Origin of the sequence: Parabacteroides sp. 20_3, assembly GCF_964238835.1 — a bacterium.
GTDB classification, from domain to species: Bacteria; Bacteroidota; Bacteroidia; order Bacteroidales; family Tannerellaceae; genus Parabacteroides; species Parabacteroides distasonis.
This window is the reverse complement of sequence record NZ_CAXSNO010000001.1, coordinates 510,336-537,027: the sequence shown is the minus strand read 5'-3', so window position 1 is coordinate 537,027 and position 26,692 is coordinate 510,336. Positions and strand designations below refer to the sequence as shown.

The following is a 26,692-nucleotide window of genomic DNA, read 5'->3' as shown; positions in this document are numbered from 1 at the left end:
AGAAAGCGTGGCATGACGCTGTTTCGATGCGAGGTACTGGCATACCCAAATGTGGAAACAGTGCAGCCACGCTATGACAAACGCATAGCATATCCTGCGCTGAATATCCCCACATTTTGAAAAGTGCCAGTTTTCGCATCGGGACGTTCGGCGAACGTATATGTTATATATAAAGGCAATATTCCGGCAACCGCCGTCCAACTGCCGTTACTTTTCCGTGTAACTTCTGCAAAGTTAAGCAAATACCCTGAAAAATCACGTGCAAACAGAAAAAATCCTGCCGTGTTATCACAACAGGGCAGGACACAAGCACCTAAAAATACACAAGTTCAGCCCATACGCCTACGGGCAGCTTGCGTTCCTTTGAAGATGATATGAACCGATGACAAAACAGCTTTGGTTCGCCGTGTCTTTGGTGATGATGTCCCTTTCCCGCATGAAGCGGATATAGCTCTTTGCGGTGCGCTCCTTGATGTCCAATACCTGCTGCAACTGCTCGCAAAGGTCTATGTAGGTGATGCGTGTCTGCCGCCCGAAGATGTCACGTGCGACATTCACCAGTTCCCTTTCCTTGCGCTTCTCCTTTTCCTCACGGGGCTTCTCGCCCTTGTACACGTGCATCCCCGCTTCCTTGTCCCATGCAAAGAGCATCAAAGGAACGTCCAACGGGCTTCCGTCCCTTACTTTCAAGGCTTTCACGACCGACTGGGCGGGTTCTTCGTCTTTCTCTATCGAAAGGATTGTAGCCGCCTTACGCTGCAACTCACTACCCAAATGTCCCCGCAGTTTCAATCCGTTGGGGACGAAGTGCAGCACGCACAGAATACACGTGTTGTAGATACCCGCCAGCCGATAAAGTTCATCTATCACCGCCACGCTTTCCGCTTCATCGTTGGCACTCTTAACAAGGTCTGCGATGCCGTCAATGACGACCAACTGGATGCCGCCGTACTGGTAGTAGAACTTGTCCATGCTTTGTACAATGGCGTTCAGGCGTTCTTTGCGTGACATGCCGGTAAGACAAAACGCTTTCAGTTCATCGGGTTTGTCCGGCTGTTTGGCACGTGCCAGCAGGTTGCTTACATTCTTGAACAGTTGCACTTCCGACTGTTCGGTGTCGTAGAGCAAGACCGCCTTGTGTTTGCCGTTGGCGGTTATCTGTATGCCCAGCGTATCTACTTCCGCACCAGCCGGGCAGATGCAGCCCGCCACGATTGCGGCTATATAATTGCTCTTTCCCGTTCCCTCGCCCCCGGTGATGCCGAACAGGTTGCCTTGTGTCCCCAGCGGAACGTCACCCGCCGAAATAATCTCTTGCGCTTTGGCGGGCGGGTTGTTGAAATCTATTTCGCATGATTTAAGCATAATCAATGTGTCGCTATACAGGTTGTCTAAAAATTCGATAAACAGTTTCAGGAAATCTTCACGGGTGTTCCCGGCTTTGAAGTAGTCGGATATGTCCTTTTCCTCTTTCGTTCCCGGAAGCGGGAGCAGCAGGCGTTTCACTCCAAATTCTTCCAGTAGTTTTTCCTGTTTGCATGAACTTTCCCTGCCCGTCTTGTCCATGTCAAAGAGCAGGACGATGTGCTTGAACCGGAATGTCAGCCGATAAACCAGCGTGGGCGGTATTGTCACCGTTTCGCTGTTGAAGCAGATAGCGTGAAAACCGTGCGCCGCCAGCGAAAGCACGTCTTTCTCGCCGCCCGTGATGAATAGCGTGTCGCCTTTGGCTGGCAGTTGTTCCAGCCCGAAACAGTAGTTCTCACCGAAGCTGCCGCCGTAGAGGAAACGGGGCGTGGAGAACGGGCGGTACAGCTTGATGTGCTGTTTGCCCTTGTAGCCGTACATGGGTTCTGCCACCGATGAAGTGTAGGTGTACGGTTTGCCCTCTGCCGTTTCACTGTTGTATTCCCGGAGCGAACAGACCTTGTAACGTTCCAGCAGTTCGGGCGTGATGCCGTATTGTTGCCAGTACACCAGTTCGGCAAGCGGGAACTTCTGTTCCCGGAACTGGTAGGGCTTGACGGGCTTTTCGGGCGTTTCTTCGGGTTTGTCCGGCACTGCCCGGCAGACGGTTGCCGGGGGAACGGAAACCGGAATGCCGGAAGCCAGCCCCAAGCCCAAATCCCGGTCGATGATTTCCAGTATCTCCACGAAGTCAGCCGCCCGGTTGCAGTCCAGCCCCTTTAACTGCCCCACGAGGAAGAAACAGTCGCCGCTGTAACTGTCGTTGCCGAAGTCTTTCATCTTGTAGATACCGCCCCGGCGGTCGAAATAGATGTTGCAGGAAGCCTTGCTGTCCTCGTACAGCGGGTTAAGGAAGTTGCGACCTATGCGCCAATTGCCGGGCAGGTAGTGTTTGAACACCGCCAGCCCGTTACTTGTTCTTTCTAAGATTTCCTCTTTCCTTAGCATACAACTGGTGGTTGGTTATCAGGTTGTCGATGTTCTCCTTGTTGCTCCTTATCAGGCGTTCTTCCAGCATCCGGCGTATCTCGCTGACCTTGTAGAAGTAGCGTCCCCTGATGTTGGAATAGGCGATAGTTCCCGACACCCGCAGGCGTTGCAGGGTCTTTTCGCTTATTTTCAGGAACGTGCAGACCTCGTAGCTGTCCACCCACATGTCTTCCTCGCTTTGCCTTGCCGTTTCCATGTGGTTGAAGATGTAGTCGGCAATGGCGGTAATCTTGTTGTCCAGTTCCTTGTAGGCTTTGGACTCGAATGTTATTATTTCCATAACGGTAACTGATTGATTTGCCGCAAAGTTCGGGTGTCCTGAAAAATAAAACGCCACAGATGTACCCACCTGTGGCGAAATAAATTTTGTTAAAGCACGGTTGCCTAATCCTGCTCCCTCATGCGCATCAGCAACCTGTCTTTCAGGGTGGAGAGGAAGCCCGTTCGGTCTTTGGTCTTGGCTTTTAGTTCCATGTAGGTGTGGTAGAAGTCGCCGAGGTCGATGTCGAACACGTATTCAAAGTAGGCTACAATCTCCTTAATATCAACCGTCCCCTTGTTCAGACAGCCGCAGGCGTCCAGTGCGTAGATAAGTTCCACCAACGCCCTTTTCGTCCCCGTCCAGCGCAACACCTTTCCCATGAAGCCGTTCTTCACCCGCTTGCGTTGTTCCCGGCGTTCCAGCTCGTGCAGACGGTTGGTGAGGTATATTTCCAGCAGTTCGTTGGCTAAAATCTTGGCTACCTTGAAATCGTGACTGGTGCTGAACTGTGGGTCTGTTTCGTAATAGAAACTGTCCACGATGATTTGTATGTCAGGCTTCCCACGCATGAAATACTGCCTGTCCAAGTAGGTGGCTTTCGTTCGGTGGTACTGGTAGAACGCCAAGTTCCGCTGGAACGACTTTGAAATCCGGTCGGTTTCCGACAGCAGGTAGTCCCTTTGCACTTCCTCGCTGCCGCTGGGGAAGCGCACCTCTATCTTGTAAACGGTGTTGTAATAGATGATTTTGCTCGCTAAAAGCGGTTTCAGTTCCTTGAAGAAGTGTATTTCCTCTTCCGTGCTGGCGAACGGGTAGGAGATTATAAAGTTTTTGAGTTCGCCCAGTATCTCTTGCAGGTAGTCCACGCACAGGCGGCAGAGCGTCAGCGTGTCCGCTGCGGTGTCCTCGTATTCCTGTATCTGCCATTCCACTTTTTGAAGCAGTCCGGCGAAGTATGTTTCCAACGGTATCTTATGTTCCATAACCTTGTGCTTATCTTTTATGAAGCACAAAGTTACGGGCATAAAAAATCTGTTTTATTCTTGATTTTTCACATTACGTTCTTGTAACTGTGCATTTTCTTGTTTCCTGCGCTTTTCTGCGTATCTCGCCCGGTGTGTCCAGCAAGTAAGCCTTGCAGAAGTCGTTCAGGTTCGATGTCGATGCGAACCCCGTGGTGAACGCCACTTCCGTAAGCGTGAGGTTGGTGTTCTTCAGGTAGTGTTCCACGTCCTTTGCACGCTCCTTTATCACCCATTCCTTAGCCGTGTACCCGGTCATTTTCTTTACCTTCCGTCGGAACGAGCCGTATTCCATGCCGCATTTGTCCGCCAGTTGCTCGGCATCATAGACCATGTAGCCTTTCAGACGCACCATTTCGGTGAATGTCTGCCTGCCCAGCTCCGGCAGCATCCGTTCGGCGTGGCGCAGTTCCTTTTCCGTCACCAGCAGGCGGTTGTCCCTTACCGGGTTTCTCCGTAGCAGGTGGAAAGCGTGGCATACCGTGTTGTACACGTTGCAGAGGTACTGCCGTCCCGGTCGCATCCAGTGGAGCGCATCGCAGTAGGCGGTCAGTTCGGGTATCTCGTCCCGCTTGCGGTGCTGTTCCGCCAGTTCGTCCAGTATGGCGTAATGGGTGGTGGACATACCCAGCAGGATAATGATTGCCTTGTAGTCCTTGTATGCCGCCAGTGTCGGCGTTTCCGGCAGGCTTTTGAGCGTGTCGCACACGTGGGCGCACAGCCGCACGTCCTTGCTGAACGGTTCAAGTTCCAAGTAGTTGTCCATTTTCCGGCTGTTGTGCAGCAGCCATGTTACCTTTTCGTCCAGTTCCTTGCAGGACGCTTCCAACTCCGCTTCGGGAGCGGGAAGCAATAATGATGTAATCCGTTGTTCCATATCTGAATAAATTGATTTGTTTTCTGTACGTTACCCGGTAGCCCATAGCCAAAACTTTTGGATTAGCCGCCAAACCACGTGATAAAGGAACATGGCGGCAAGCATAAGAAAACCTGCCCGCAGGAAATATTCTTCAATGCGCTGCCAAACGCTCGTTTTTCGTTCGGGCATCAGTATGTCCGCCACTTCCTCAAAGGTCTTGCAGGCGAAAATCGCTTGCCGGAACTCGTCTGCGCTGTTCCAGCATTCTTCCTTGAACCACCGTGTCTTGGGGTATCGTTCCGCTACCAGTTCTTGCAGTTTTCGTAGTGGGAACGGTTCGGGGTTGTCCCCGTACTCGTATTCAATGGAAATCACACGTCCCTGCATCCTGATACAATATCCGAATATCCCTTGCCACTTCACTTTGTGCGCCCCCTTTTCAACATATTTCGTCCCGGTTGCATCCACTACAATGTAGTTCTTCCGCTTCTTCAACAACTCGGTATTGGTCGTTGTGTACAGTTCTTCCTTGCGAAACACGTATATCATGTTGCCTTTGGGGGCAAAGCTGAATATCGGGTATTTAAGTCGGGCTTTCATTGTAAATAGTCTATTGTTTTATAAAAGCAAAATAAAACAGGGTAACACCTACCACAACCCCGAAAAAGATACAACCTGTAATAATGAAAGCCCAATCGGGGTAATGGAAATCAAGTTCTTCATAAGGAATGGCAGTTTTCTTTATACATCTGTTCCATACCCATATCAGAACTTTTCCAAATCTATTTACTGTGATAAGGTTACTCATATTGATTAATGGTTTAGCAGGGAACGGCTTGTCCGTTATCCTGCTTCGTTAACATCATATTTTATTCTCATTCCAGTGTACCATATCAATACACCATAATAACAAGGTCTTTTTGCGCTTCAACGGCTTCATCGAAAATGAAATTCAAGTCGTCCATTTCCTGCTCGTAATCATAATCTCCGATACCGTTACCCTCTTGTAGTGAGGTGTATTCCGTCCGCTTGCTCTCCAAATCTGAAACGGGTATGCTGATGATATAGGGAAAATCACTGCTCAATGGAATAGGGATGAATGTACTTTGGCTATCCAATTGCCAAAGGTTTTCCGCACAGTAGATTTGCGTTCCATAATGGTTGCAAATCTTTTCATATACATACCCGTACATGAAAGCAATTTCGGGATAACGGATTTCTCCGTTCACTATATCTGCCAACGCTGCATAAGCATCTTTATCCGTGTTCAGGCTATCGCTGAAATAATCGTTCAGAGTGTCAAGTTCCTGCTTCAACGCAACCTTTAATTGGTTTATAAGCTGATTATCACAAGTTCCATAAACAGACTTTACCTTATCGGCTTCTGTCAAATATGCACAAACAGAGTAACTCATACCTTTTCTTCATTTAATATTGTCATTCCAGTGTACCATGTCGTATGGATAGTAGGGCAACCCTTTCAGGCTGCTATCATCCAGCCCCAAGACCTTGACCAATGCACCGCTTTCAAAACACCAATAACCGTCATGGTTGATACCATATTTATGGTCGTCATGCCAAGATAAATCAGAATGTCCTCGATACCATTCTTTTTTGAGGTATTTTTCCAATCGTTTCACCGCTTCTGCTTTGTCTTGTTCAGCCAACTCTGTAACAGTGATAGCAATTCGATAGGGTGACGGATATAATACTTGGTTTGTTGTCCTTTCCCAATCAGGAAATCTGTATCTAATCAATGTATCATAAATATAGTCTTTAGCTTCTCTGTCTTTTATCAGTTGCACCAGACCATGTATAAGGTCGTCTTCGTAATCCAACATAATGCCTATTGACAGAAGCCACAACATTTCAATATAAAATCCGTTGTCCGTCCAAAATCTCGGCATTGTTTTGAGGGCTTTCACATAATTGTTTTTCAGCTTATCAATATCCTGTCCCATAGAATACTGTACTAATAAATAACGAAGCCTATAATTGAACAAAGAATCGTAACCTATATGTTTTCCTGAAAGATGCATTTGTTCATAATAACTAATATCTTCATCATACATTTTCAGTTGCTTCAAATACTGTTCTTCTGTAAAAAGTTTATCTCTTGTTTCCATTATGGTACACTGCTTTTTGATGTTAATGGTTTGACAAGGAGCTGCGTTTAGCAGCTAACTTGGCTTGTTATCAGTGATTTATTTTGTGATACCTGCACATGTAAATTTTAATCCTGTGATTGAATTTTGCTTCACAAAATCTACAAATTCATCTGTGCAATAATAATTGTTATTAAACAGACTATCCCGAAATATGATATATGAACCGATATTTCCTTTATTGAAAATACCATTATTATCCCTCATCATCTTCAAGATTTCTTCATTGCTCTTGGACTCTATATTTAAGGCATCGACTGTATTCAATACATTTATAAAATAATAACCTGAAGCGTTCCCGTCCACATTGACAGGTAAAACTTCTATTTGCCCTTTCAGCTTTTCAGAGAGTAATAAGGAAGTTCTTTTATTTACTATCAGACAACCGGAAAAATAACAAGATGCATCAAACTCCTCACTTCGTTTGTCTTTCTTTTTCCTTTTATCTCTAAACAGTTCCAGACTAAGCCCTTTCCACTCATTAATAAGTGATTGACCATTATAATCCCAAACGCCTTTATTTGACTCATCATCTTCCTTGAATACAAAGAACTTGTAATTATCAAAGTCTTGTCCAATTTCATATATATTCATAATGTTACACTATTTAATTACTGATAATGGTTCAGCAGGGAACGGCTTGCCGTTATCCTGCGTTGTTAATGGTATATTTATATTTTCCCTTTACTATAAAAAGCCTCTAAAACAAAGAGAAACAACGAAAGGAAAATGTATAATATAAGTATCAATAGATTATTCTTATTAGGCTTTTCATTAAACTTCTCTATGACAGCTTTATACCTTCTTTTCCAGCAGAAACGAATACATAAAAGAATGAATATCAGCCCTAAAGACACATTATACATTGTTCGCGTTGGATAAGGCAATATTTTATATTGTTCCAATACTCCCCATATTGTGTGAATATTACAATTCAGAAATACAGCGAGAATTAACAAAGCTGCATAAACCGCTATTTCGGAATAAGAACTGTATTTCCATAGCCTATAAAATTTGAAAAATAAATAATCTATCATACTTAATTACCATTAATGTTATTTATAACCGCACCTTATGGTGTCGTTCCTACACTTCTATAACTGCACCTCACGAATTATCCAGTGTATCAAGAGGATTAGGGATTTTTGCTTTATGGGCACTTGACACATGAAGATAAATGGTTGTGGTCTTGATGTCGTTGTGTCCCAGCAATTCCTGTATCGTGTGCAGGTCTGTTCCCTGTTCCAGCAAGTGTGTGGCAAAGGAGTGGCGTAGCATGTGTACGTGTACACGGTGTTTGATGCCTGCACGATGTGCGGCTTCTTTCAGCACTTTCACCAATGCACTTGCCGAATATTGCTCTCCGGGTGTTTCGCCCTCAAACAACCATTTTTGTGGACGATATTCCCGAAAGTAGTGCCGTAGTTCTTCCAGCAACTTGGGCGAAAGGAGCGAATAACGGCATTTCTTCCCCTTGCCCATGATACGAACCGACATTGTTTCACTGTTGATGTCCTGCGGGGTCAGGTTAAGCAATTCGCTTCTTCTAAGTCCGGCAGAGTAAACCAACGAAATCATGCAGTGATGCTTGATGTTGGAAATTTGTGCAAGGATGCGCTTAATTTCATTCTTGCTCAACACTTCGGGCAGGCTCTTGTACTCTTTGGCACGGGTGATACCGCCATAGTATTGCCGTTTGCCGCCTTTCACCTGCTCGTAATAGAACTTGATAGCATTGATGCGCATATTCTGTTGCGACACCGAAATCTTCTTCTCGTTCACAAGATAGAGTATGTACTTGTTGATGTCCGGCACTTTCAGGCGGTCGATGTTCCGTCCCTTGTGATATTCCATGAAATCGCTGAAATAAGCACGGTATGTTTTGACGGTCGAGGGGCTGTAACGCTTTTGTTCCAGCAGTTCGAGATAGCCTTTCGGCAGTGTGTATTCCCTTTTGGGCTTGGGATGCCGCACGTAAACCCGGCTGTAATCAATATAGGCGTGGGGCGAATAGCGGTCGTAAAAATCCGGCAGGCTGAAAGCGGCTGACGCTATGTATGCAGAGCCGTTACCAGCCATTTCCATGCCCGTGTCTTGGGCGAGCAGCAGGGCGACAGCCTGACTGTTCGCATATTCTATCCGTATGTAATCCGCACCGTCCCTTGTTTCTTTGTGTAGCACGATGCTTCCTCTTTGTTTCTGAACCTTATCCATGTCGCTGAATTTTGCTTCGCTCCAAAGATAAGATAAAAATACCATTATTTGAACATCTGTTCAAAAATAATCGAGGTTAAAAAAACAAAAGAGTATCAGGCTTTAAGCAGCGAATAGATATGGCGAAAATTTTCTGCCAGTTCGTCCACGTTCAAACCGTTTAGAAATGCTTGTTCGTATGACAGCCCTAAAAACATTTGCCGGAACATGATAGCCGTTTTCTTCACGTCCGTGTTGCTCCTGATTTCCCCGCTTTCTTTTGCCTTCTGTATGACTTTCTCCCATAGGTCATAGTCTTGTCGGTAGATTTTCTCAATTTTCTGCCTGATGCCCGGATAGTACATACGCACTTGTGACAGAAAGTGAAAGTAGTAGAAGTTAGGACTACAATCATGCGGGCTACTATTATCACCAATCAGTTCAACAATCCTTTTCATGGAAGCGGCTACCCCCGCCACGTATTGCCCGATGAACTCCGCCAACGTATCGGCAGGAGCGGCAAACTTGTTTTCCGGTTCGTGCATTTGCAACACGTATTTGTCCGCCACAGCCATGAATAAATCCAGCTTGTGCGGAAAATAATAAACGATACCCGTTTTTGTCACCCCGCAGGCTTTGGCAAGCGTGATGATGCTTGCTTTCTCGTAGTTCATCCTGACAAATACGCCGAACGCTTTATCTATTACTTCTTCACGGTTAGTTATTATCATACACGTTTGTTTTTAATCGGTTACGAAGATACGGATTTTGTTTTAAGCATTTGTACCCCAGTGCTTTTTTTTAGTGCAAGGTGCAAGTATATATTTATATATATAGCTTGCACCTTGCACTAATCGCAGAATATTTATTATCAATGATTTGCGTATTTCAAAAGAAAGACTTATCTTTGAACCCGAAAGTTAGGCAGACAAACAGAGGTCAAAGTTGGACAAGCCCAACGTCTGAAAATCGTTACTGTTTCGTTACCTATTTGAAATTTTGAAAGCAAAGTAGCTGAAATATAAGCAGTTAGAGTTATAGGTTCAAAACCCTGTCTTTCCGCTTGATAACTATGACTTATCCACGCAGAATACTAAATGAAGCATATCGATATTGCGATAATGTTTTATGAAATTTGCGATTTCCCTCATATCGTTTCTTAGTGCTACTTTTTGAGAGGGGATATTTGTGTCCCGTATGATGGAGTATACTTTGTCGAAGTTAAGGATATTGAAGGCGTATTCCTTACAAGCTATGGCGGCCTCGGTAGCATAACCTTTATGCCAGTATTCCACCCTAAGCAAATAGCCGATCTCTGGAACCTGTTGACCGTTGAATTCTTGATAGGTGAGACCACACTGACCGATAAGCTTTCCGCTGCCTTTCTCTATCATCCCCCATAAGCCAAAGCCATCGTTTTGATACCTCCTTAATTGCTTATCAAGCCATTCTTGTACCTCTTTTTTACTGAACGCTCCCTCGTAAGCGTACATTACAATCGGATCTTGTAAAAGCTTACAGATATCATCAAAATCATCTTGTTTTAATTCCCTTAATAGGAGTCGCTTTGTCTCTAGTTTCATCTCTTTCATACGATATTTTTTCTTGTCTTCTCAAATTGTTGGATGACTAGTTAGAATATATCGCTCAAGGAATACCGGAGTTGATCCATCATCAACGGCACTTCCGCCTCCTCGATTCCCGCTACAAGAAGATCGGGGATATCTTGATTGAACTGCTCTTGGAACTTCGAGAAATCACCGGACTCTTTCTCCACGGCTTTTTTATAAAAAGTAAGCGCTCCCTTGATATTCTGTAATGCCCATTCCGTATGTCCCGCATTCAAGAAATCTTGGGTGTTGGGTTGATTATCCATGATCTTTTTGTAATAATTACGCGCCTGATCGTATTTACCAGTCAAGAAAGAACACCAAGCGATCGGACGCCAAGCCTTCGTGCTTTTATTGTCCAGATAATCTACCTTGAAATAATATTTCAGCGCCTCATTATAATTCTTGAGTTCAAGATGGCAGTGGCCGATACATATTTGGATCGATAAATCATTCGGATTGAAAGCCTCGTAACGATGATAGTATTTCAACGCTTCTTCCGGTTGCTTTAAGGTACGGTAACAACCGGCGATCCGGCGAATAACCCATTTACTGTCCGGATTGATAAGATCCGCATGTAAATAAGCCTCCAAGGCGCCTTGTATATCGCCATTCATTTGTTTGCAGTAACCGATTTTCTGGAATAAGATATCACTTTCTTGATTTGCGTCGGATAAGCGATTGTAGATCGTGAGCGCGTCGAGGAAGTAATTCTTCCGGAGATAATACTCCGCTATAGTTGTCAAACTTTCCTCATCACTGACGTAAGGCTGCAAAATTGGCAGGTTATGAAAGTCTAGCGCAGATGTAAATATGTCATCAAAATCCAGATGTCCCGGATAAAGTTTGAAGAAACGATACAAGTCCTGTATGTACTGTCCGGATATGATTTCCAGTTTTCCCCGTTTACTGATCAATTCCTCCTTCGTTTGCTGAATCATCTCGGAGGCTTGGCTACCAAATTGTCCCATCATCATTTGACGGGCTTGATCCGGCAATTGCATCATACTGAAATATAAGGAATATTTATCGGAATTACACATGAATGCCGCAAGAGTCATGGAATCTAGCATATCCTTTTCCGTTTGATTCTTGCTCAACTGATTGCCAAAAGCGGAATGCTCGGTCGTGAATGGCATGAACCAGTTACCCAGTTCCCGGAAAAAGGGGAAATGCTTTAGATGCACGAAAGTAGAGTGCATTACGTCCGCGCCTTCTTGTTGCAGTTCGCTGAACTCCTCCATTTTCTTCCCTAAGGAACTATTCGATAACATATTCTGCCACTCCGGATTCATCTCGTTTCCGAGAAGTTCCGGATTGATATCCTTTAAGTTTATCTTTTGACTGATTTTAGGGCCTAGCTTGATCATCTCCGGAATGATCTCGTCTTGTAGCTTACGGGTGATTTTCTCTGTCTCACGGGCTAGGATAAAACGAAGGGTAATCGTGCGGATCGCTTTCGTGAAATTAGGAAATCCCTCGGATAAAGCCGCTAGCCGATCCGCTATCTGCGGATATAGTGCCGTACGTTTCCTATAGGTATAGAGCGTCAAGAGAATCCCGATCAACGCGCGGTAACGAATCTCATCTTCTTGGAGATTGGCCGCATCGAATAATAATAGCAGTTTCTCCTTATCGAAAGCGGCTTGCAACCCCAGCATTAATGCTGATACGATTTGGCTACCGATGATAAAAGGCAACTCTTGGTCATTCAATAGGTTCCTGATGGAGGCTATTTCTTCCTTATTGAGAGGATTCGAGGTCCAGATCTTATTGAATAATAGGATCGTGGCGGATTCGATTTGCTGCTGCTCCGTGATGGTTCTGGTCGGAGTCTCTATCTTCACCAGAGAGGCGTTTCTCAAGACCTTGTGGAGCTGGTCATAGTTGGTAAGCTCCTTTTGCATCATTCGCCTACGGCTATAATAGGAGAGAGGCGAATCTACCGATAAGGCCTTGTGCTTCACTATATCCGCGAACTCATAGCTGGATGCGATCAAGTTGTTGTATATTTGGTCTTGCATCGGATCTTTAGCCCCCTCGATCCGGTATCGCAACATATATTTATAAGTATCTTGTAGCTCGTTCAACCTGTCTTGGAATGAGTACTCACGTATTCCCGCTATTAAACCTTGGAGAAAATCGAACGCATTCTTTAGCTCCTTTTCGTCTAATGAACCGATAATTCGGTTGTATGCTTTATTTATTTCTTGTATTGTCATATACTATTAACAACAAATGGTATGCCAAAAGTATAGTATTTAGGCTAAATTTCCTATCTTCGCGTACCTAAAAATAAATTTAGCAGATGAAGAATATCCGCAATTTCTGTATTATTGCTCATATTGACCATGGGAAAAGTACCTTGGCAGACCGTTTGCTTGAGTATACCAAGACAGTAGAAGGTAAAGACATGCAAGCTCAAGTCCTTGACGACATGGATTTAGAGCGTGAGCGTGGTATTACGATCAAGAGCCATGCGATCCAGATGAAGTATAATTATAAGGGTGAAGAATATATACTGAACCTGATCGATACTCCGGGACACGTGGACTTCTCGTATGAGGTTTCCCGTTCTATCGCCGCCTGCGAGGGTGCGTTGCTGATCGTGGACGCGGCCCAAGGTATTCAGGCGCAAACCATCTCTAACCTGTATATGGCGATAGAGAATGACTTAGAGATTATTCCGGTGATGAACAAGATCGACCTGCCTAGCGCCATGCCGGAGGAGGTAGAGGACCAGATCGTGGAACTGTTGGGCTGCCCTCGTGAGGATATCTTACGGGCGAGCGGAAAGACAGGTGAGGGAGTGACTGAGATCTTGAATACGATCGTGGAGAAGGTCCCGGCCCCGAAAGGTGATCCGGAGGCCCCGTTGCAGTGTTTGATTTTTGACTCCGTCTTTAATCCGTTCCGTGGTATTATCGCTTACTTCAAGGTGGTAAACGGCGTGATCCGTAAAGGTGACCATGTGAAGTTTATCGCTACAGGAAAAGAGTATGACGCTGATGAGGTAGGTATATTGAAATTAGATATGTGCCCCCGTGAGGAGATCCGGACGGGAGACGTAGGATATATCATTTCCGGTATCAAGACGTCCCGGGAGGTGCGTGTCGGTGATACGATCACTCATGTGTCTCGCCCGGCTAAAGACGCGATCGCAGGCTTTGAGGAGGTGAAGCCGATGGTCTTCGCTGGCGTCTATCCGATCGATAGCGAGGATTTCGAGAACCTTCGTGCGTCATTGGAGAAATTGCAGTTGAACGACGCTTCCTTGACTTTCCAGCCGGAGAGTTCCGCCGCGTTGGGTTTTGGGTTCCGTTGCGGTTTCTTGGGCTTGTTGCATATGGAGATTGTTCAGGAGCGTTTGGATCGTGAGTTCAATATGGATGTGATAACTACTGTACCGAACGTTTCTTATATCGTGCATACAAAGAAAGGGGAGGAGATCGAGGTACATAATCCGGGAGGCTTGCCGGACCCGACTTTGATTGATCATATCGACGAGCCGTTTATCCGTGCTTCCGTGATCACGAACACTACCTATATCGGCCCGATCATGACACTCTGTCTGGGTAAGCGTGGCATCCTGCTTAAGCAAGAATATATTTCAGGTGATCGTGTCGAGATTCATTATGACTTGCCGTTGGGCGAGATCGTAATCGACTTTTATGATAAGTTGAAGAGTATTTCAAAAGGGTACGCTTCTTTCGATTACCATTTACATGATTTCCGTCCCAGTAAGTTGGCTAAATTAGATATCCTGTTGAACGGTGAGCCGGTAGACGCTTTGTCTACATTGACGCACGTGGATAATAGCGTTACTTTCGGACGTCGTATGTGCGAGAAACTGAAAGAGTTGATCCCCCGCCAGCAATTCGATATCGCTATCCAAGCGGCGATAGGCGCTAAGATTATCGCTCGTGAGACAATTAAGGCTGTCCGTAAAGACGTGACGGCGAAATGTTATGGAGGCGATATCTCCCGTAAGCGTAAATTGCTGGAAAAACAGAAAGAGGGAAAGAAACGAATGAAGCAGATCGGTACGGTAGAAGTTCCGCAAAAAGCGTTCTTGGCCGTATTGAAGCTGGATTAGAAAGTCAATGGAATCCGTTCGCTAACTCAATGGATTTATAAAGAAAAGTCAATGGATTCTGTAACGGATTCCATTGACTTTTTTTATATAAATGGGTCACTTCTCGTTCACGAGCCGTATCCCGCCATCTTCCAGCGTGATAAGATGTTGCTTATAGAGTGCCCCGATCGCTTGTTTGAAAGCTTTCTTGCTACAGCGGAATAAGGAATAGATCACGTCCGGATCGCTTTTGTCGTGTACCGGGATGTATCCCCCTTGTGTTTTCATCGCTTCCAGAATGACGCCGGCGATCCCCTCTACCTTTTGGTAGCCTTGCGGTGTTAGGCTTACGTCTATCTTATCATCCTCACGCACCTCTTTTATATAGCCTTTCAGATGCTCACCTTTCTCAAGACGCTGGAATACCTCATTATAATAGATCAATCCCCAATGCTGGTTATTGATGATCACTTTATAGCCAAGATCCGTCTCGTCGGCTACCAATAACTGAACCTCTTGATTCTGTTCGTAATCGATAGGGGTATTGTTCAAGAACTTCTCGATACGTGCGGATGCCATGATACGTCCTGTCACATGATCCAACCGGACGTAGACTAAGTACCATTTTCCCTCTCTCATCGGCATTTTCTGCTCCTTGAAAGGAACGAGCAAATCTTTCATGATACCCCATTCCAGAAATGCGCCGGCATTATTCACGTCTTTTACCTCCATGAACTGGAACTCCCCGACTGTTGCCAGAGGACGTGCGGTAGTAGCGATCAACCTCCCTTCATTATCATGATAAATAAACACCTCGACCTCATCCCCGGGTTTCACGTTTTTAGGTACGTAACGAGTCGGCAACAAGATCTCCACCCCGTTACCTCCATCCAGATAAACCCCGAAGTCAAGGTCTTTCACTATTTTCAGCGTGTTGTATTTTCCTATCTCAACCATATGTTTTTGTTTTGTCACAAACTTACGCAATAATCATGAAAAAGCGGTAAAAACAACTATAATTTTGATTTAGCATGCAGCAATATCTAGACAATTGCATCGTTATAGAAGTATCTTTGGACTTACGGGTGCTTTATGCCTTTGAGTTCAACTAAAAATTGTATATTTGCATCTTATTTGAAGAAAACAAAGATTATGAGAATTAAATTAATATCAGTAGTGATATTGTTTGTCTTGTTGCTAGGGGCTTGTTCCGCACCTAAAGACGTAGTGTATTTGCAAGGAGTAGATACTTTGACTCCAGAACAGATTAGTCAAATGAATCAAACTTATACGTCTCGTATCAGTAAAGATGATTTACTGGCGATATCTGTTACAGCTCCGGATCCGTCCGTGACGACGCCATTTAATCCCCCTGTTTTCGCGTATGCGCAGCAAGGTGACCAACCTATCGCTGCCTCTCAATCAATGTATACTTATCTTGTTGATTCGGATGGTAACATAAATTTCCCAGTATTAGGGAAGATTCATGTCGCAGGTTTATCAAAACAAGAACTGTGTGATGAGCTACAAAGTAAATTGTCAAAATACATAGAAAACCCATTGGTTAACGTGCAGATTACAAATTATAGAATTACGGTAATGGGAGAGGTAAATCGTCCCGGTACTTTTACTATAAAGAATGATCGAATCTCTATTTTAGATGCGTTTGGGTATGTTGGAGATTTGGCGATTACAGCCAATAGGAAGAATATTTTGCTGATAAGAGATAATGATGGGCAAAAAGAATTTGTTCGTATGGATATAACTGATCCTTCGCTATTTACATCTCCCTATTTTTATTTAAGGCAAAATGACGTTATTTATGTTGAGCCCAATTTGGCAAAGCAGCGTAATTCTCGATTTAGTCAAAGCAAACAGTATAATATAACTGTGTTCTCCTCGATAATTAGTGCGATTTCTGTTATTTCTTCGATGGTGATCACGATTATTAATATTAAGAAGTAATTGTTTAGCTATGGATTCAACAAATATAGGAAATGAGACTATAAGTTTAAAGTCTATTCTAATAGGGTATCTAAGGCACTGGAGATTATTTCTAGGCACTTTTGTTATATCTCTAATACCAGCTGTATTATATTTGATTTATTATCCGACAACTTACGAAGTAATGGCTCGTTTTAAAGTTCAAGATGATACTTCCATGTCCTCAGGAAATATGTCTTTGGGAGATGCGGCAGGTTTGATGAAATCTTTTGGTTTGAGTGGAGGAGGTAGTGCAGGTATTGTTATTGATGATGAATTAGCGGTGTTAAAATCTCATACTTTATGGTATGAGGTTGTTTCAAAATTGGGCTTAAATGCAGAGTATGTTGAACCGTTAACTTGGAAATATAAACAGTATGTGAATACCCCTTTTCTGATGGTTGCAGATTCTAGCACATTGAAATCTCAAGAGGAAACAATAGAGTTTTATGTCCGGGAAGATCGTGAGGGAAAAATAAAGATCGAAGGGAAGACAAAAAGTCAGAAGCGGTCTTATGAGTTTTCTTCATTACCTGCGATCGTTGAATTCGGTAATAATCGGTTTATCCTAAGTTATGGAGCTAACCATAAATTGGGAGAAAGCATGAAACTTTATATAACCATGAGGCCGGCTGGTTTTGTTGGAGATGATTTTGCGCAGGATATAGAAATTGAGACTTACTCAGATAATTCAAATGTTATAGAATGTACTTTGAGGGAATATGAGAAAAAACGAGGTATTGACGTTTTAAACGCATTAATGTTTGAATATAATAATCGTGCCGATTCAATAAATAATAAAGAAGCTCGTGCTACAATACAGTTTTTGGATGAGCGAATCAATAAGGTAATATCGGATTTAGCTAATGCTGAACGATCTATAGAGATCTATAAGAAAAATAACCAAATGACTGACTTGACAGCCGATGTGCAATTTTATGTGGATCAAATGAAAGAGATCCAAACGAAAATTGTTGAGATGGAGGCTCAAGGGCATGCTATTAGATTTATGGAAGACTTCGTGCAAAATCCTGCTAATAAGTATAATTTGGTACCCGTATTGATGAATGTCCAAGAAGGAGAGAAAGGCGGTTCCATAACTACTTATAATGAGTTGTTGGTAAATCGTCAGCGAATGTTGCAAAACTCGAAAGAGGACAACCCTTTATTTACTGTGATGGATAAGCAATTAGATCAAATGCGTAAGAGTGTTGCCCTTACGATCAAGAATGCGCAAGAAAGCCTGAATTTGACATTGAAAGATCTCAAGTCTAAGGAGAAGGCTATTTTGGATAAAATGGGTAACGTTCCAACTCAAGAACGAGAATTCATGAATTATAAGCGTGATCAAGAGATTGCTCAAGGTGTTTATTTGATATTATTACAAAAACGAGAAGAGGCATTATTGAAATTAAATAAAAGTATGAATAGGGCATTGATTGTTGATGAGGCATTTGTGAAGAGTACACCCGTGGCCCCTCGTAAACTATATGCTGCTCTCGCCGTGTTTTTATTGACAATTGTGGTTCCTGTCGTATATTTATTCTGTAAAGAGCAACTTATAGAACTAAAAAGAGAATACGATAAAACAAGGAAACAAGCTGGCGTGATATAATGGATACTGATATATATATATGTTCTAAGCCATTGCAATATTTTAATGTAAGAAATATTGGATATGGAAATGCATCTTCAAAAAAGGTTCTAATTATTTTAGGACATTTTAGGGATGCGGAATTGTTCTTTCATCAAGTTAAGACATTTGATGATACATGGAATGATATATTATATTTCAAAGATTTGTTTCATTTGGATTTATATTTGTTTTTTCACCCAGTAAATACGTTGTTCGTAGAGGTAGATGCTTCTTTTGTTTATGGAATATTTTTTAAGCTATCCCGATTTAAACGAATGTATATGTTTGAAGAAGGATTCGGAAGCTACAGAAGAGATCGTTTTGATAATTCAAAAGGCTTGAAGAATATAATAAATAAGCTTACGGGTGTTGGTGACCATATTGGTTTTTCAAAGTTTCTTACGGGGCAGTTTCTTTATTTGCCGGATTTGTATAGGTCTCAGTTCCCAGGATATTCAAAATCTTTGAAATCATTCCAGAAGCCCTTTGTTAAGAGGTTAAGGGAAGAATTACCATTGTTTTTGAATTTTTCTACGGGATATGAAGAATTTTTATCTGTGAAAAATAAATCGGTTGGAATTTATTTAACTAATCATCAAATTAATGTAAACATATTGAAAGCTCTGGATAAAGAGAAAAATGATTTTGATTATGTTTATGTGAAATTGCATCCTCATATAAAAAAAACAGAGGATTTGTATCAATATGGATTAAAAATAGTACAATCAAACATAATGGTTGAGTTTTTAATTCTAATCTTGTTGGATAATGGAAATAAACTTTCTGTTTTTCATGAAAATAGTACATCAGTGATTTGGTTTCAGGATCGTATTATTAATAAAAATATGGGACAACCATTTGAAGAGTATGATATTGTAGCTTCTTATATACAATCGAAGGAGTTATAGAATAGATATAAATAGAAGTAATATGTTAAATGAAAAGTCTGTTTTAATTACTGGAGGAACAGGTTCTTTTGGTAAAAAATTCGTGGAGACAATCCTTCGTGATTATCCTCAAGTGAAAAGAATTGTTATTTATTCACGTGACGAGTTGAAACAGTTTGAGCTGAAGCAAAAATACCCTGCGTCAAAGTATCCTCAATTACGTTTCTTTATTGGAGACGTCCGGGATGGAGAACGTTTGGAACGTGCTTGCGAAGGCATAGATGTAATTATTCATGCTGCGGCTATTAAGCAAGTGGATACGGCCGAATATAATCCGGATGAATGCATAAAGACAAATGTACATGGAGCTCAAAATGTGATTAATGCAGCCTTGCGTACAAAAGTAAAGCATGTTGTGGCTTTATCTACGGATAAGGCTTGTGCTCCGATTAATTTATATGGGGCTACAAAGCTGACTTCTGATAAGTTGTTTGTTGCCGCAAATAATATTAGTGGTCCGCGGGATATCAAGTTTTCAGTGGTCCGTTATGGCAATGTTATGGGATCAAGGGGCTCTGTTATTCCTTTTTTCATTAACAAGAGAGATTCAGGTGCGGTAGAGTTACCTATTACGAATATGAAGATGACTCGTTTCAATATTTCGTTAGAAGCGGGAGTTGCTTTGGTCATGTTCGCTATCGGTCATCATTTAGGAGGTGAGATTTTTATTCCTAAGATTCCATCTTATCGAATAGTGGATGTTGCGAAGGCTATTGCGCCTAACCTTCCATTGGTGGAGGTCGGTATACGCCCCGGGGAAAAATTGCATGAGGAAATGATTACGGTCACGGATGCCATGAATACTATAGATCTAGGTCCTTATTATGCGATCTTGCCCTCTGTTGCGTTTAATCATAAATATGAAGACTATGTAAATCATCATAATGCGGTTAAGGTTCCAGAGGGATTCCATTATAGTTCTGATACGAATACGGAATGGGAGACTGTAGAGTCTATGCGGGAAAAAATAAAGAAATATGTAGATCCTAATTTTGAGATAAAATGATTACTAAACCTATTCCTTATGGACGTCAGCATATTACGGATGAGGATATTCAATGTGTAATAGATGCCTTAAAGTCGGATTATTTAACTCAAGGACCAAAAATAAAAGAATTTGAGGAGGCTTTTGCCTCTTATGTCGGCTGTAAATATGCTATAGCAGTTAATAATGCTACGGCGGCTCTTCATTTAGCGGCTACGGCACTTGATGTGAATCCGGGTGATAAAGTGATTGTAACTCCTTTGACTTTTGCGGCTAGTGCTAATTGTATTCGCTATCGGGGAGGCGAGGTTGTCTTCTGTGATGTAGAAGAAGATACCTATTTGATGGATATAAAGAAATTAAGCCGTTTATTGTCGCAATCTCCTAAAGGCACTTATAAAGGAATTGTTTTGGTAGATTTTGCGGGTTATCCAGCCAATTTGGAGGCCTTTCGTCAATTGGCGGATGAGTACGGCTTATGGATTATAGAAGATGCTTGTCATGCGCCAGGTGGATATTTTATTGATAGTAAAGGTGAGAAGCAGCTATGTGGCAATGGGAACTTTGCGGATGTTAGTGTTTTTTCGTTTCATCCGGTAAAACATATTGCGACTGGCGAGGGGGGGATGGCTACGACAAATTGTAAGGAATTATATGAAAAACTTTGTCTATACCGTACACACGGCATTACCAAGAACCCGGCACTTTTACACGAGAACCATGGTGGCTGGTATTATGAGATGCAGGAGCTTGGATATAATTATCGAATTACTGATTTTCAGGCAGCTTTAGGGATATCTCAATTGAAAAGAGCCGATATGGGATTAGCACGGCGGCAAGAGATTGCCCGGCGATATAGGGAAGGTCTTTCCGATCTGAAGGGGGTTAAGCTTCCTTTTGTATCGGATCAGGTCTTTCATGCCTATCATTTATTTATAATCCAAGTGGAGGACAGATTAGGATTATATGATTATTTGCATAAAAGTAATATTTATGCGCAAGTTCATTATGTTCCTTTGCATCTGACCCCTTATTATAAGCAATTAGGAAATAAAGAAGGCGATCAACCTGTAATGGAGGAATACTATAAGCATTGTTTGAGTCTGCCGATGTATCCGACATTGACGGATGAAGAACAGGAATATGTAATTGTGAAGATCAAAGAATTCCTTTCTTAAAAAGAAATTGTAAGATGAACCAAAAAAATCCTGCGGTAAGTATTGTTATCCCAGTATTTAACGTGGAAAAATACATTGGGAAATGTTTGGATTCGTTGATTTCCCAGACATTGCATAATATTGAGATTATCTGTGTGAACGATTGCTCTACAGATAAATCATTAGATATACTTCGGGATTATGAGGCAAAGGATAATCGTATTGTTGTTATTGATTTACCTCGCAATATAAAACAAGGGGGAGCCCGTAATGTCGGGATAAAAAAAGCGAGGGCTCCTTTCCTTGGTTTTGTTGATAGCGATGATTGGGTTTCTCTTGACATGTATGAAAATCTCTATACATTAGCGGTTACGCATGATGCGGAAATGGTATGTGGTGACTATTTTCAGTATTATAGTGAACAAGATATTCGTTTACGGATTAACTGTAAACCTGAATGGTTTTCATTGCCTGAACATGAAAGAAATAAGCGTTTTATTGAAGGTGAATGTCGGATTTGGACTAATATAATCAAAAAAGAAGTCTTTATCAGAAATAAAATAGAATTTCCTGAGGAGCTATTCTATGAAGATAATGCGATTGTAACTGCTCTATATTTGAGCGCGAGAAAGATCGTGAAGGATACCCATCCTTATTATTATTATCGTTGTAATAATATTTCTACGACTCGGAGTATTAATAACTATCGCTTTTTTGACCGTTTGAAGACTTCTAAAATGTTTTTGGATAATATGCGTAGATTAGGTATCTATGAGATATATCCGGAAGAAGTAGAGTTTCGATTTACTGAGCTTTTTTATGTAAACTCAATTCTAGGCGCCATATCACAGTTTGATCCTCCTGAGAAAAAGTATGTGAATCAAATCAAGCGGGAGATGGAAGAGATATTTCCTTGTTTCATGAAGAATAGTTATTACAAGACAAAAGTTCCATTGAAACTTCGTATATTGCTTCGTGCTATTTATTTTCAGACTGATTTGGGCATAAGCTTGTATCAGATTTTGGTTAAATTAAGATCATAAAAATAACGAAAAAATGAAATGTTTGGCAATAATACCAGCACGAGGAGGTAGTAAACGGATTCCTCATAAAAATATAAAACCTTTTTTGGGCAGACCGATAATAGCATATTCAATAGAGGCCGCTCTTGGTACCGGACTGTTTGAGGAGGTGATGGTTTCGACGGATGATGTGGAAATCGCCGAGATAGCCCGTCAAGAAGGGGCTTCTGTCCCTTTTCTGCGTTCTACGGAAAATGCTAATGACTATGCTACATTGGCGGATGTATTGGTCGAGGTTGTCAATGCCTATAAAGGGAGAGGGTATGAGTTTGACTTGATCTGTTGTTTGCTTCCAACAGCCCCATTGATTTCTTCCGAGGATGTTCGTTCTGCTTATGATCAGTTAGTTATGTCTACCTTTGATTCTATCTGTCCGGTGGTCGCTTTCTCATATCCGATACTGCGTTCTTTATCGATAGATGAAAAAGGAAATTTAAACATGAATTGGCCAGAGTATAGATTTAGCCGGAGTCAAGATTTGCGCCCCGCCTATCATGATAGTGGTACGTTTTATTGGATAAAGACCTCTTCTCTATTAAAAGATAAAAAATTGCTAAGTGAGAATGGCACGGCGATTGTTCTGGATGAGTTTCGTGTACAAGATATTGATACGGATACAGATTGGGCTTTAGCGGAGATGAAATATAAACTACTTCATATGAGTTGATATGAGAGTTCTGATTTTAACTGAGGGATATTCGCACACAGGCTATGGGCATATTTCCCGTTGTACGGCTATTGCCCAAGTATTTCGGGAGAGAAACGCAAATGTAACCTTTATTGTGAATGGGGATGAGAGTGTAAAAAATTTAGTACAATCTTATCCTCTGTTTGTCTTTAATTGGTTGGAGAACACGGAACGTTTGCTTGAGTATCTATCTCAAGATGACATAATAGTTATTGATTCCTATTTGGCAGGAAAAGGACTTTATACCGAAATAAGACAGCGGGTAAAGGTTGCTGCTTATTTAGATGATTTTAATCGTTTGGAATATCCGGAGGGAATCATCATAAATGGGACAGTCGGTGCGGAATTGATTCCCTATAAACGGAATCTTGGACAACGTTATTTGTTAGGAAAGGATTATGTGATTTTACGTGAGGTATTTAAAAACTTATGTGGTCATAGAGAAATCCGGGAGAAAATAAAGACTGTCCTAATTACTTTCGGAGGTAGTGATCCTTTAAATCTAACGCCAAAAATTTTGGAGAAGTTGACGAATTGCTATGCTAATTTGAGGAAAATCGTTATCTTAGGGCCAGTATTTTCTCATAAGGCAGAAATAGAGAGGATGGCGGATGATAATACGGTTATATACCGTAATGTAGAGGCTGAAGTGATGAGAGATTTGATGTTAGCTGCGGATCTTGCGATCTCTGCGGCTGGACAGACGATAAACGAATTGGCGATAACAGGTCTGCCATCCGTTATCTTTAAGGTGGCTGAAAACCAAGGTAACAATATTGCGGGGTGGAAGAATATTGGCTTTGTCGATGAATTTATTGATGCCACAAAAGATTGGCATATAGATGATCTGGATAAGATTATATTAAAATTTGAGAACTCCGAATATCGGCGGGAGATTTTTTGTCGGGGGATAAGTCAAATCGATGGAAAAGGGGCTCATCGGATTATGAAAGCTGTAACCCGGATGTTTTATGAGATGAATATGGATATGAGATTGGCTAAAGAAGAAGACTTACTACCTCTGTTCGAGCTTACGAATGATCGGATGGTACGGCAAAATTCTTTTTCGACCCATGCTATATCATTGGATGAACATAGAAATTGGTTTTATGCGACCTTAAAGAATAGAGCGAGAAGACTATTTGTCTTTTACGAGAAAGAGAAATTAATTGGACAAGTCCGTTTCGATATTGAGGAAAATAACAGTGCGGTGATTAGTATAAGTATTGGAGCTAACTACAGAGGATTTGGACTTGCTCCTTGCTTATTGGAAAAGGCTTTGAGACATTTCCATGACCGTGAAAGGCAAATAAGTAAGATTTACGCATATGTGAAAACCGAGAATATGGCTTCAAGATATGCGTTTATTCGTGCTGGTTTTAAGGATTGTGTTAGTGATAATAAACATGCGTTGAAGTATTGTTATGTGTATGGAAACTAATTTATTCGAATATTTTGGTCTTGATCGGGAAGATTCCGATCGGGTATTTATTATAGCGGAAATGTCTGCGAATCATAATCATGATTTCAACATCGCCGTAGAGACCGTGAAAGCAGCCAAGGCTGCTGGTGCGGATGCCATCAAATTGCAAACCTATACGGCGGATACTCTTACATTAGATTGTGATAATGCTTATTTTCAAATAAAGCAAGATACTTTATGGGATGGAACCACATTGTATAAATTATATCAGAACGCCTTTACTCCTTGGGAATGGCAACCTGAATTAAAACGTATTGCGGAAGAGGAAGGTCTGATTTGTTTCTCATCTCCATTTGACAAAACATCTGTGGATTTCTTGGAGGCTATGGATGTTCCGGCATATAAGATCGCTAGCTTTGAGATTACGGATATTCCTTTGATCGAGTATGTGGCCTCAAAGATGAAACCAGTCATAATATCAACGGGAATAGCTACTTATGAGGATATTGAGGGGGCGATAGCCGCTTGCAAAAGAGTCGGTAATGATCAGATTGCCTTATTGAAATGTACATCTTCTTATCCGGCTCCTGTGGCGCTTGCGAACTTAAGGACGATTCCCGATATGAGAGAGCGTTTCAAACTTCCTGTAGGACTTTCAGATCATACGATGTCTAGTTCGGTGGCGATAGCCTCGGTTGCGTTGGGTGCTCGAATTCTCGAGAAGCATTTTATTTTGGATCGGGGTATTGGAGGACCGGATGCGGCCTTTTCTATGAATAAGGAGGAGTTCTCCGAAATGGTTCGATGTGTAAGAGAAGTCGAGATGGCATTGGGAAAGCCAACCTATGAGTTGACTGAAAAGGTGAGGAATAACAGAAAGTTTGCCCGTTCCTTATTTGTCGCTCAAGATATGTATGCTGGTGATACAGTAACAGAAGAAAATGTTCGTTCTGTTAGACCCTCTGATGGTCTATCGCCTAAGTATTTACCGGATATATTGGGCAAAAAGGTGAAATGTGATATAAAAAAAGGAGAACCTTTCAAGCGGGAGTATTTATCAGATGATTAACTAAAGTTAAAATATATGCTTTATGAAACACCATCTACTTTTATTTATTATGGTATTTTTATTTCCTTTTATGGCTTGTGGTGATGATGAGCTAAAGGAAATATATAACCCGAATTTGCTTCGCAGTACGTCTATTGACGATAGTAGCCTACATTTGGCTTTTCCTGCCATTGCGGGGAATAAGGATCGAAGTAAGATTATCGTGGTTTATAGAGAAGGTTCGAGCCACGTTAGTTTTGATAGTAAGTTAATACAGATGGAGAGTTTCGATAAAGGAAAAACATGGGTTAACAGGAAGGTTATATTTGCTCCAGTTAAAGGGCATGACGTGAGGGATCCTCAGCTTTTAGTATTACCTAATAACGGTATACTTTGCCGTTTCTTTGAAAGAGAATCGGAGACGGAATCCATTGTGAAAAGCATTTGTTCGGAGAATTGGGGTATTTTCTATGGATCGCCTGTTTTATTTCCTTTTCCAAAAGACGAGACATTTGCGGCAGCCCGTGGGAATATGGTTATAATAGATGATGTAATTTATGCGGTATGTTATAATCGTTGGGCTGTTACATGGTTGGAAAAATCGGAAGACTTTGGGAGGAGTTGGGAGGTTGTATCTTGGTTAGATGAGCGTCTGTGGACAAATCAAATAGAATGTGGACGTATTAATGAGGCCTCGCTGGGGTATTATGATGGGAAAATGTACGTCGTGGGTCGTCAACAGTCAGAGAATGGAGACAATCGTCTTGAGATTGGAGTTAGTGAGGATTTGGGGGTGACTTGGACATGGAGTTTTTTACCGATAGAAGGGCATGCTCCTTCTTTAACTCCTTATAAGGATGCTTTTATACTAACTTACCGGAATGTTAAGGACTCCAATCGTGGTAAATATAGTTTTGATACGGTACTTCTTAAAGATGGGAAGTTGGCTAGTAATCCTGCTAGTCTTTTTGAAAGCGATAATTTTGATGTCGGCTACGGAGATGTTCTTACTTTACCAAATAGTTTCTTGGTTTGCTGTTATCAACCGGGCTCTATCCGTTGTTATGAACTGAAATATGATGTTTTCAATTATAGATGAT

The 26,692-nt window shown here is 42.0% G+C and carries 25 protein-coding genes; 11 read left to right on the top strand and 14 right to left on the bottom strand.

The window, feature by feature from the left end; all coding sequences use genetic code 11:
- Positions 1-342 precede the first annotated feature (342 nt).
- The 13 genes from ACESPU_RS02285 to ACESPU_RS02225 all read right to left on the bottom strand — a co-directional run bounded on the left by ACESPU_RS02285 (position 343) and on the right by ACESPU_RS02225 (position 12,790).
- Complete coding sequence (locus ACESPU_RS02285) at positions 343-2,415, bottom strand: bifunctional DNA primase/helicase (RefSeq protein WP_007845710.1); 2,073 nt, start codon at positions 2,413-2,415, stop codon at positions 343-345.
- Positions 2,378-2,806: a helix-turn-helix domain-containing protein gene (locus ACESPU_RS02280; protein ID WP_007845709.1), complete on the bottom strand. Its 429-nt coding sequence runs from the start codon at positions 2,804-2,806 to the stop codon at positions 2,378-2,380. The genes ACESPU_RS02285 and ACESPU_RS02280 overlap by 38 nt, the downstream gene beginning before the upstream one ends.
- Before the next feature lie 35 nt (positions 2,807-2,841).
- The gene (locus ACESPU_RS02275; RefSeq protein WP_004326095.1) at positions 2,842-3,744 is read right to left on the bottom strand and encodes an RteC domain-containing protein; all 903 of its coding nucleotides are present in this window, start codon (positions 3,742-3,744) and stop codon (positions 2,842-2,844) included.
- 31 nt (positions 3,745-3,775) lie between these two features.
- Positions 3,776-4,618 (bottom strand): AraC family transcriptional regulator, encoded by an 843-nt coding sequence (locus ACESPU_RS02270; protein ID WP_033572530.1) that lies wholly within the window; start codon positions 4,616-4,618, stop codon positions 3,776-3,778.
- A 30-nt stretch (positions 4,619-4,648) separates the two neighbouring features.
- Positions 4,649-5,200 carry a hypothetical protein gene (locus ACESPU_RS02265; RefSeq protein WP_004326093.1) on the bottom strand — a complete coding sequence of 184 codons (552 nt, stop codon included), beginning with the start codon at positions 5,198-5,200 and terminating at the stop codon, positions 4,649-4,651.
- Between the two features lie 10 nt (positions 5,201-5,210).
- Complete coding sequence (locus ACESPU_RS02260; protein ID WP_055295418.1) at positions 5,211-5,408, bottom strand: hypothetical protein; 198 nt, start codon at positions 5,406-5,408, stop codon at positions 5,211-5,213.
- 85 nt (positions 5,409-5,493) lie between these two features.
- A complete protein-coding gene (locus ACESPU_RS02255) occupies positions 5,494-6,015 on the bottom strand; it encodes a hypothetical protein (RefSeq protein ID WP_007480238.1) in 522 nt (173 codons plus the stop codon).
- 9 nt (positions 6,016-6,024) lie between these two features.
- On the bottom strand, positions 6,025-6,726 hold the full coding sequence (locus ACESPU_RS02250; RefSeq protein ID WP_007480240.1) for a PoNe immunity protein domain-containing protein: 702 nt from the start codon (positions 6,724-6,726) through the stop codon (positions 6,025-6,027).
- A 78-nt stretch (positions 6,727-6,804) separates the two neighbouring features.
- Positions 6,805-7,359, bottom strand: a complete 555-nt coding sequence (locus ACESPU_RS02245) for an imm11 family protein (RefSeq protein WP_055295420.1) — start codon at positions 7,357-7,359, stop codon at positions 6,805-6,807.
- Positions 7,360-7,872: 513 nt separating this feature from the next.
- On the bottom strand, positions 7,873-8,979 hold the full coding sequence (locus ACESPU_RS02240; protein WP_055295521.1) for a site-specific integrase: 1,107 nt from the start codon (positions 8,977-8,979) through the stop codon (positions 7,873-7,875).
- A 95-nt stretch (positions 8,980-9,074) separates the two neighbouring features.
- Entirely contained in the window at positions 9,075-9,689 is a 615-nt protein-coding gene (locus tag ACESPU_RS02235) for a TetR/AcrR family transcriptional regulator (protein ID WP_005924132.1), read from the bottom strand.
- A 339-nt stretch (positions 9,690-10,028) separates the two neighbouring features.
- Entirely contained in the window at positions 10,029-10,550 is a 522-nt protein-coding gene (locus tag ACESPU_RS02230; RefSeq protein ID WP_373133111.1) for a GNAT family N-acetyltransferase, read from the bottom strand.
- A gap of 41 nt (positions 10,551-10,591) precedes the next feature.
- Positions 10,592-12,790 carry a tetratricopeptide repeat protein gene (locus tag ACESPU_RS02225; protein WP_373133110.1) on the bottom strand — a complete coding sequence of 733 codons (2,199 nt, stop codon included), beginning with the start codon at positions 12,788-12,790 and terminating at the stop codon, positions 10,592-10,594.
- Positions 12,791-12,876: 86 nt separating this feature from the next.
- Here ACESPU_RS02225 and lepA point away from each other — a divergent pair, with 86 nt between their 5' ends.
- Positions 12,877-14,664: a translation elongation factor 4 gene (gene lepA / locus ACESPU_RS02220; protein WP_005868105.1), complete on the top strand. Its 1,788-nt coding sequence runs from the start codon at positions 12,877-12,879 to the stop codon at positions 14,662-14,664.
- Positions 14,665-14,760: 96 nt separating this feature from the next.
- Here lepA and ACESPU_RS02215 read toward each other — a convergent pair whose 3' ends face one another.
- Positions 14,761-15,600 (bottom strand): S1 RNA-binding domain-containing protein, encoded by an 840-nt coding sequence (locus ACESPU_RS02215; RefSeq protein WP_005856099.1) that lies wholly within the window; start codon positions 15,598-15,600, stop codon positions 14,761-14,763.
- A 195-nt stretch (positions 15,601-15,795) separates the two neighbouring features.
- Between ACESPU_RS02215 and ACESPU_RS02210 the strand changes: the two genes are divergently transcribed.
- Genes ACESPU_RS02210 through ACESPU_RS02165 form a run of 10 tightly spaced genes read left to right on the top strand, consistent with a single transcriptional unit; the run spans position 15,796 to position 26,691 of the window.
- Complete coding sequence (locus tag ACESPU_RS02210; RefSeq protein WP_008778266.1) at positions 15,796-16,608, top strand: polysaccharide biosynthesis/export family protein; 813 nt, start codon at positions 15,796-15,798, stop codon at positions 16,606-16,608.
- Between the two features lie 10 nt (positions 16,609-16,618).
- Positions 16,619-18,241 (top strand): GumC family protein, encoded by a 1,623-nt coding sequence (locus tag ACESPU_RS02205; protein ID WP_373133109.1) that lies wholly within the window; start codon positions 16,619-16,621, stop codon positions 18,239-18,241.
- Positions 18,241-19,170: a hypothetical protein gene (locus ACESPU_RS02200; protein ID WP_005856106.1), complete on the top strand. Its 930-nt coding sequence runs from the start codon at positions 18,241-18,243 to the stop codon at positions 19,168-19,170. The genes ACESPU_RS02205 and ACESPU_RS02200 overlap by 1 nt, the downstream gene beginning before the upstream one ends.
- A gap of 22 nt (positions 19,171-19,192) precedes the next feature.
- Positions 19,193-20,215 carry a UDP-N-acetylglucosamine 4,6-dehydratase (inverting) gene (gene pseB / locus ACESPU_RS02195; RefSeq protein WP_005868112.1) on the top strand — a complete coding sequence of 341 codons (1,023 nt, stop codon included), beginning with the start codon at positions 19,193-19,195 and terminating at the stop codon, positions 20,213-20,215.
- Entirely contained in the window at positions 20,212-21,372 is a 1,161-nt protein-coding gene (pseC, locus tag ACESPU_RS02190; RefSeq protein ID WP_005868114.1) for a UDP-4-amino-4,6-dideoxy-N-acetyl-beta-L-altrosamine transaminase, read from the top strand. The genes pseB and pseC overlap by 4 nt, the downstream gene beginning before the upstream one ends.
- A gap of 14 nt (positions 21,373-21,386) precedes the next feature.
- A complete protein-coding gene (locus ACESPU_RS02185; protein ID WP_158532783.1) occupies positions 21,387-22,394 on the top strand; it encodes a glycosyltransferase family 2 protein in 1,008 nt (335 codons plus the stop codon).
- Positions 22,395-22,407: 13 nt separating this feature from the next.
- Entirely contained in the window at positions 22,408-23,100 is a 693-nt protein-coding gene (pseF, locus tag ACESPU_RS02180) for a pseudaminic acid cytidylyltransferase (RefSeq protein ID WP_009276749.1), read from the top strand.
- A gap of 1 nt (position 23,101) precedes the next feature.
- Positions 23,102-24,562: a bifunctional UDP-2,4-diacetamido-2,4,6-trideoxy-beta-L-altropyranose hydrolase/GNAT family N-acetyltransferase gene (locus ACESPU_RS02175; protein WP_121960860.1), complete on the top strand. Its 1,461-nt coding sequence runs from the start codon at positions 23,102-23,104 to the stop codon at positions 24,560-24,562.
- A complete protein-coding gene (pseI, locus tag ACESPU_RS02170; protein ID WP_287534954.1) occupies positions 24,552-25,613 on the top strand; it encodes a pseudaminic acid synthase in 1,062 nt (353 codons plus the stop codon). The genes ACESPU_RS02175 and pseI overlap by 11 nt, the downstream gene beginning before the upstream one ends.
- A 22-nt stretch (positions 25,614-25,635) precedes the next feature.
- Positions 25,636-26,691, top strand: a complete 1,056-nt coding sequence (locus tag ACESPU_RS02165; RefSeq protein ID WP_005868120.1) for a sialidase family protein — start codon at positions 25,636-25,638, stop codon at positions 26,689-26,691.
- Position 26,692: the final 1 nt, after the last annotated feature.

Excerpts from the sequence above, each read along its gene's own strand:
- ACESPU_RS02175 (WP_121960860.1), top strand. The coding sequence starts at position 23,102 with ATGAGAGTTCTGATTTTAACTGAGGGATATTCGCACACAGGCTATGGG.
- ACESPU_RS02185 (WP_158532783.1), top strand. The coding sequence starts at position 21,387 with ATGAACCAAAAAAATCCTGCGGTAAGTATTGTTATCCCAGTATTTAAC.
- ACESPU_RS02285 (WP_007845710.1), bottom strand. The coding sequence starts at position 2,415 with ATGCTAAGGAAAGAGGAAATCTTAGAAAGAACAAGTAACGGGCTGGCG.
- ACESPU_RS02200 (WP_005856106.1), top strand. The coding sequence starts at position 18,241 with ATGGATACTGATATATATATATGTTCTAAGCCATTGCAATATTTTAAT.
- pseB (WP_005868112.1), top strand. The coding sequence starts at position 19,193 with ATGTTAAATGAAAAGTCTGTTTTAATTACTGGAGGAACAGGTTCTTTT.
- ACESPU_RS02205 (WP_373133109.1), top strand. The coding sequence starts at position 16,619 with ATGGATTCAACAAATATAGGAAATGAGACTATAAGTTTAAAGTCTATT.
- ACESPU_RS02260 (WP_055295418.1), bottom strand. The coding sequence starts at position 5,408 with ATGAGTAACCTTATCACAGTAAATAGATTTGGAAAAGTTCTGATATGG.
- ACESPU_RS02230 (WP_373133111.1), bottom strand. The coding sequence starts at position 10,550 with ATGAAAGAGATGAAACTAGAGACAAAGCGACTCCTATTAAGGGAATTA.
- ACESPU_RS02240 (WP_055295521.1), bottom strand. The coding sequence starts at position 8,979 with ATGGATAAGGTTCAGAAACAAAGAGGAAGCATCGTGCTACACAAAGAA.
- ACESPU_RS02275 (WP_004326095.1), bottom strand. The coding sequence starts at position 3,744 with ATGCCCGTAACTTTGTGCTTCATAAAAGATAAGCACAAGGTTATGGAA.
- ACESPU_RS02250 (WP_007480240.1), bottom strand. The coding sequence starts at position 6,726 with ATGGAAACAAGAGATAAACTTTTTACAGAAGAACAGTATTTGAAGCAA.
- ACESPU_RS02265 (WP_004326093.1), bottom strand. The coding sequence starts at position 5,200 with ATGAAAGCCCGACTTAAATACCCGATATTCAGCTTTGCCCCCAAAGGC.
- lepA (WP_005868105.1), top strand. The coding sequence starts at position 12,877 with ATGAAGAATATCCGCAATTTCTGTATTATTGCTCATATTGACCATGGG.
- ACESPU_RS02245 (WP_055295420.1), bottom strand. The coding sequence starts at position 7,359 with ATGAATATATATGAAATTGGACAAGACTTTGATAATTACAAGTTCTTT.
- ACESPU_RS02165 (WP_005868120.1), top strand. The coding sequence starts at position 25,636 with ATGAAACACCATCTACTTTTATTTATTATGGTATTTTTATTTCCTTTT.
- ACESPU_RS02215 (WP_005856099.1), bottom strand. The coding sequence starts at position 15,600 with ATGGTTGAGATAGGAAAATACAACACGCTGAAAATAGTGAAAGACCTT.
- pseI (WP_287534954.1), top strand. The coding sequence starts at position 24,552 with ATGGAAACTAATTTATTCGAATATTTTGGTCTTGATCGGGAAGATTCC.
- ACESPU_RS02255 (WP_007480238.1), bottom strand. The coding sequence starts at position 6,015 with ATGAGTTACTCTGTTTGTGCATATTTGACAGAAGCCGATAAGGTAAAG.
- ACESPU_RS02210 (WP_008778266.1), top strand. The coding sequence starts at position 15,796 with ATGAGAATTAAATTAATATCAGTAGTGATATTGTTTGTCTTGTTGCTA.
- pseF (WP_009276749.1), top strand. The coding sequence starts at position 22,408 with ATGAAATGTTTGGCAATAATACCAGCACGAGGAGGTAGTAAACGGATT.
- pseC (WP_005868114.1), top strand. The coding sequence starts at position 20,212 with ATGATTACTAAACCTATTCCTTATGGACGTCAGCATATTACGGATGAG.
- ACESPU_RS02270 (WP_033572530.1), bottom strand. The coding sequence starts at position 4,618 with ATGGAACAACGGATTACATCATTATTGCTTCCCGCTCCCGAAGCGGAG.
- ACESPU_RS02225 (WP_373133110.1), bottom strand. The coding sequence starts at position 12,790 with ATGACAATACAAGAAATAAATAAAGCATACAACCGAATTATCGGTTCA.
- ACESPU_RS02235 (WP_005924132.1), bottom strand. The coding sequence starts at position 9,689 with ATGATAATAACTAACCGTGAAGAAGTAATAGATAAAGCGTTCGGCGTA.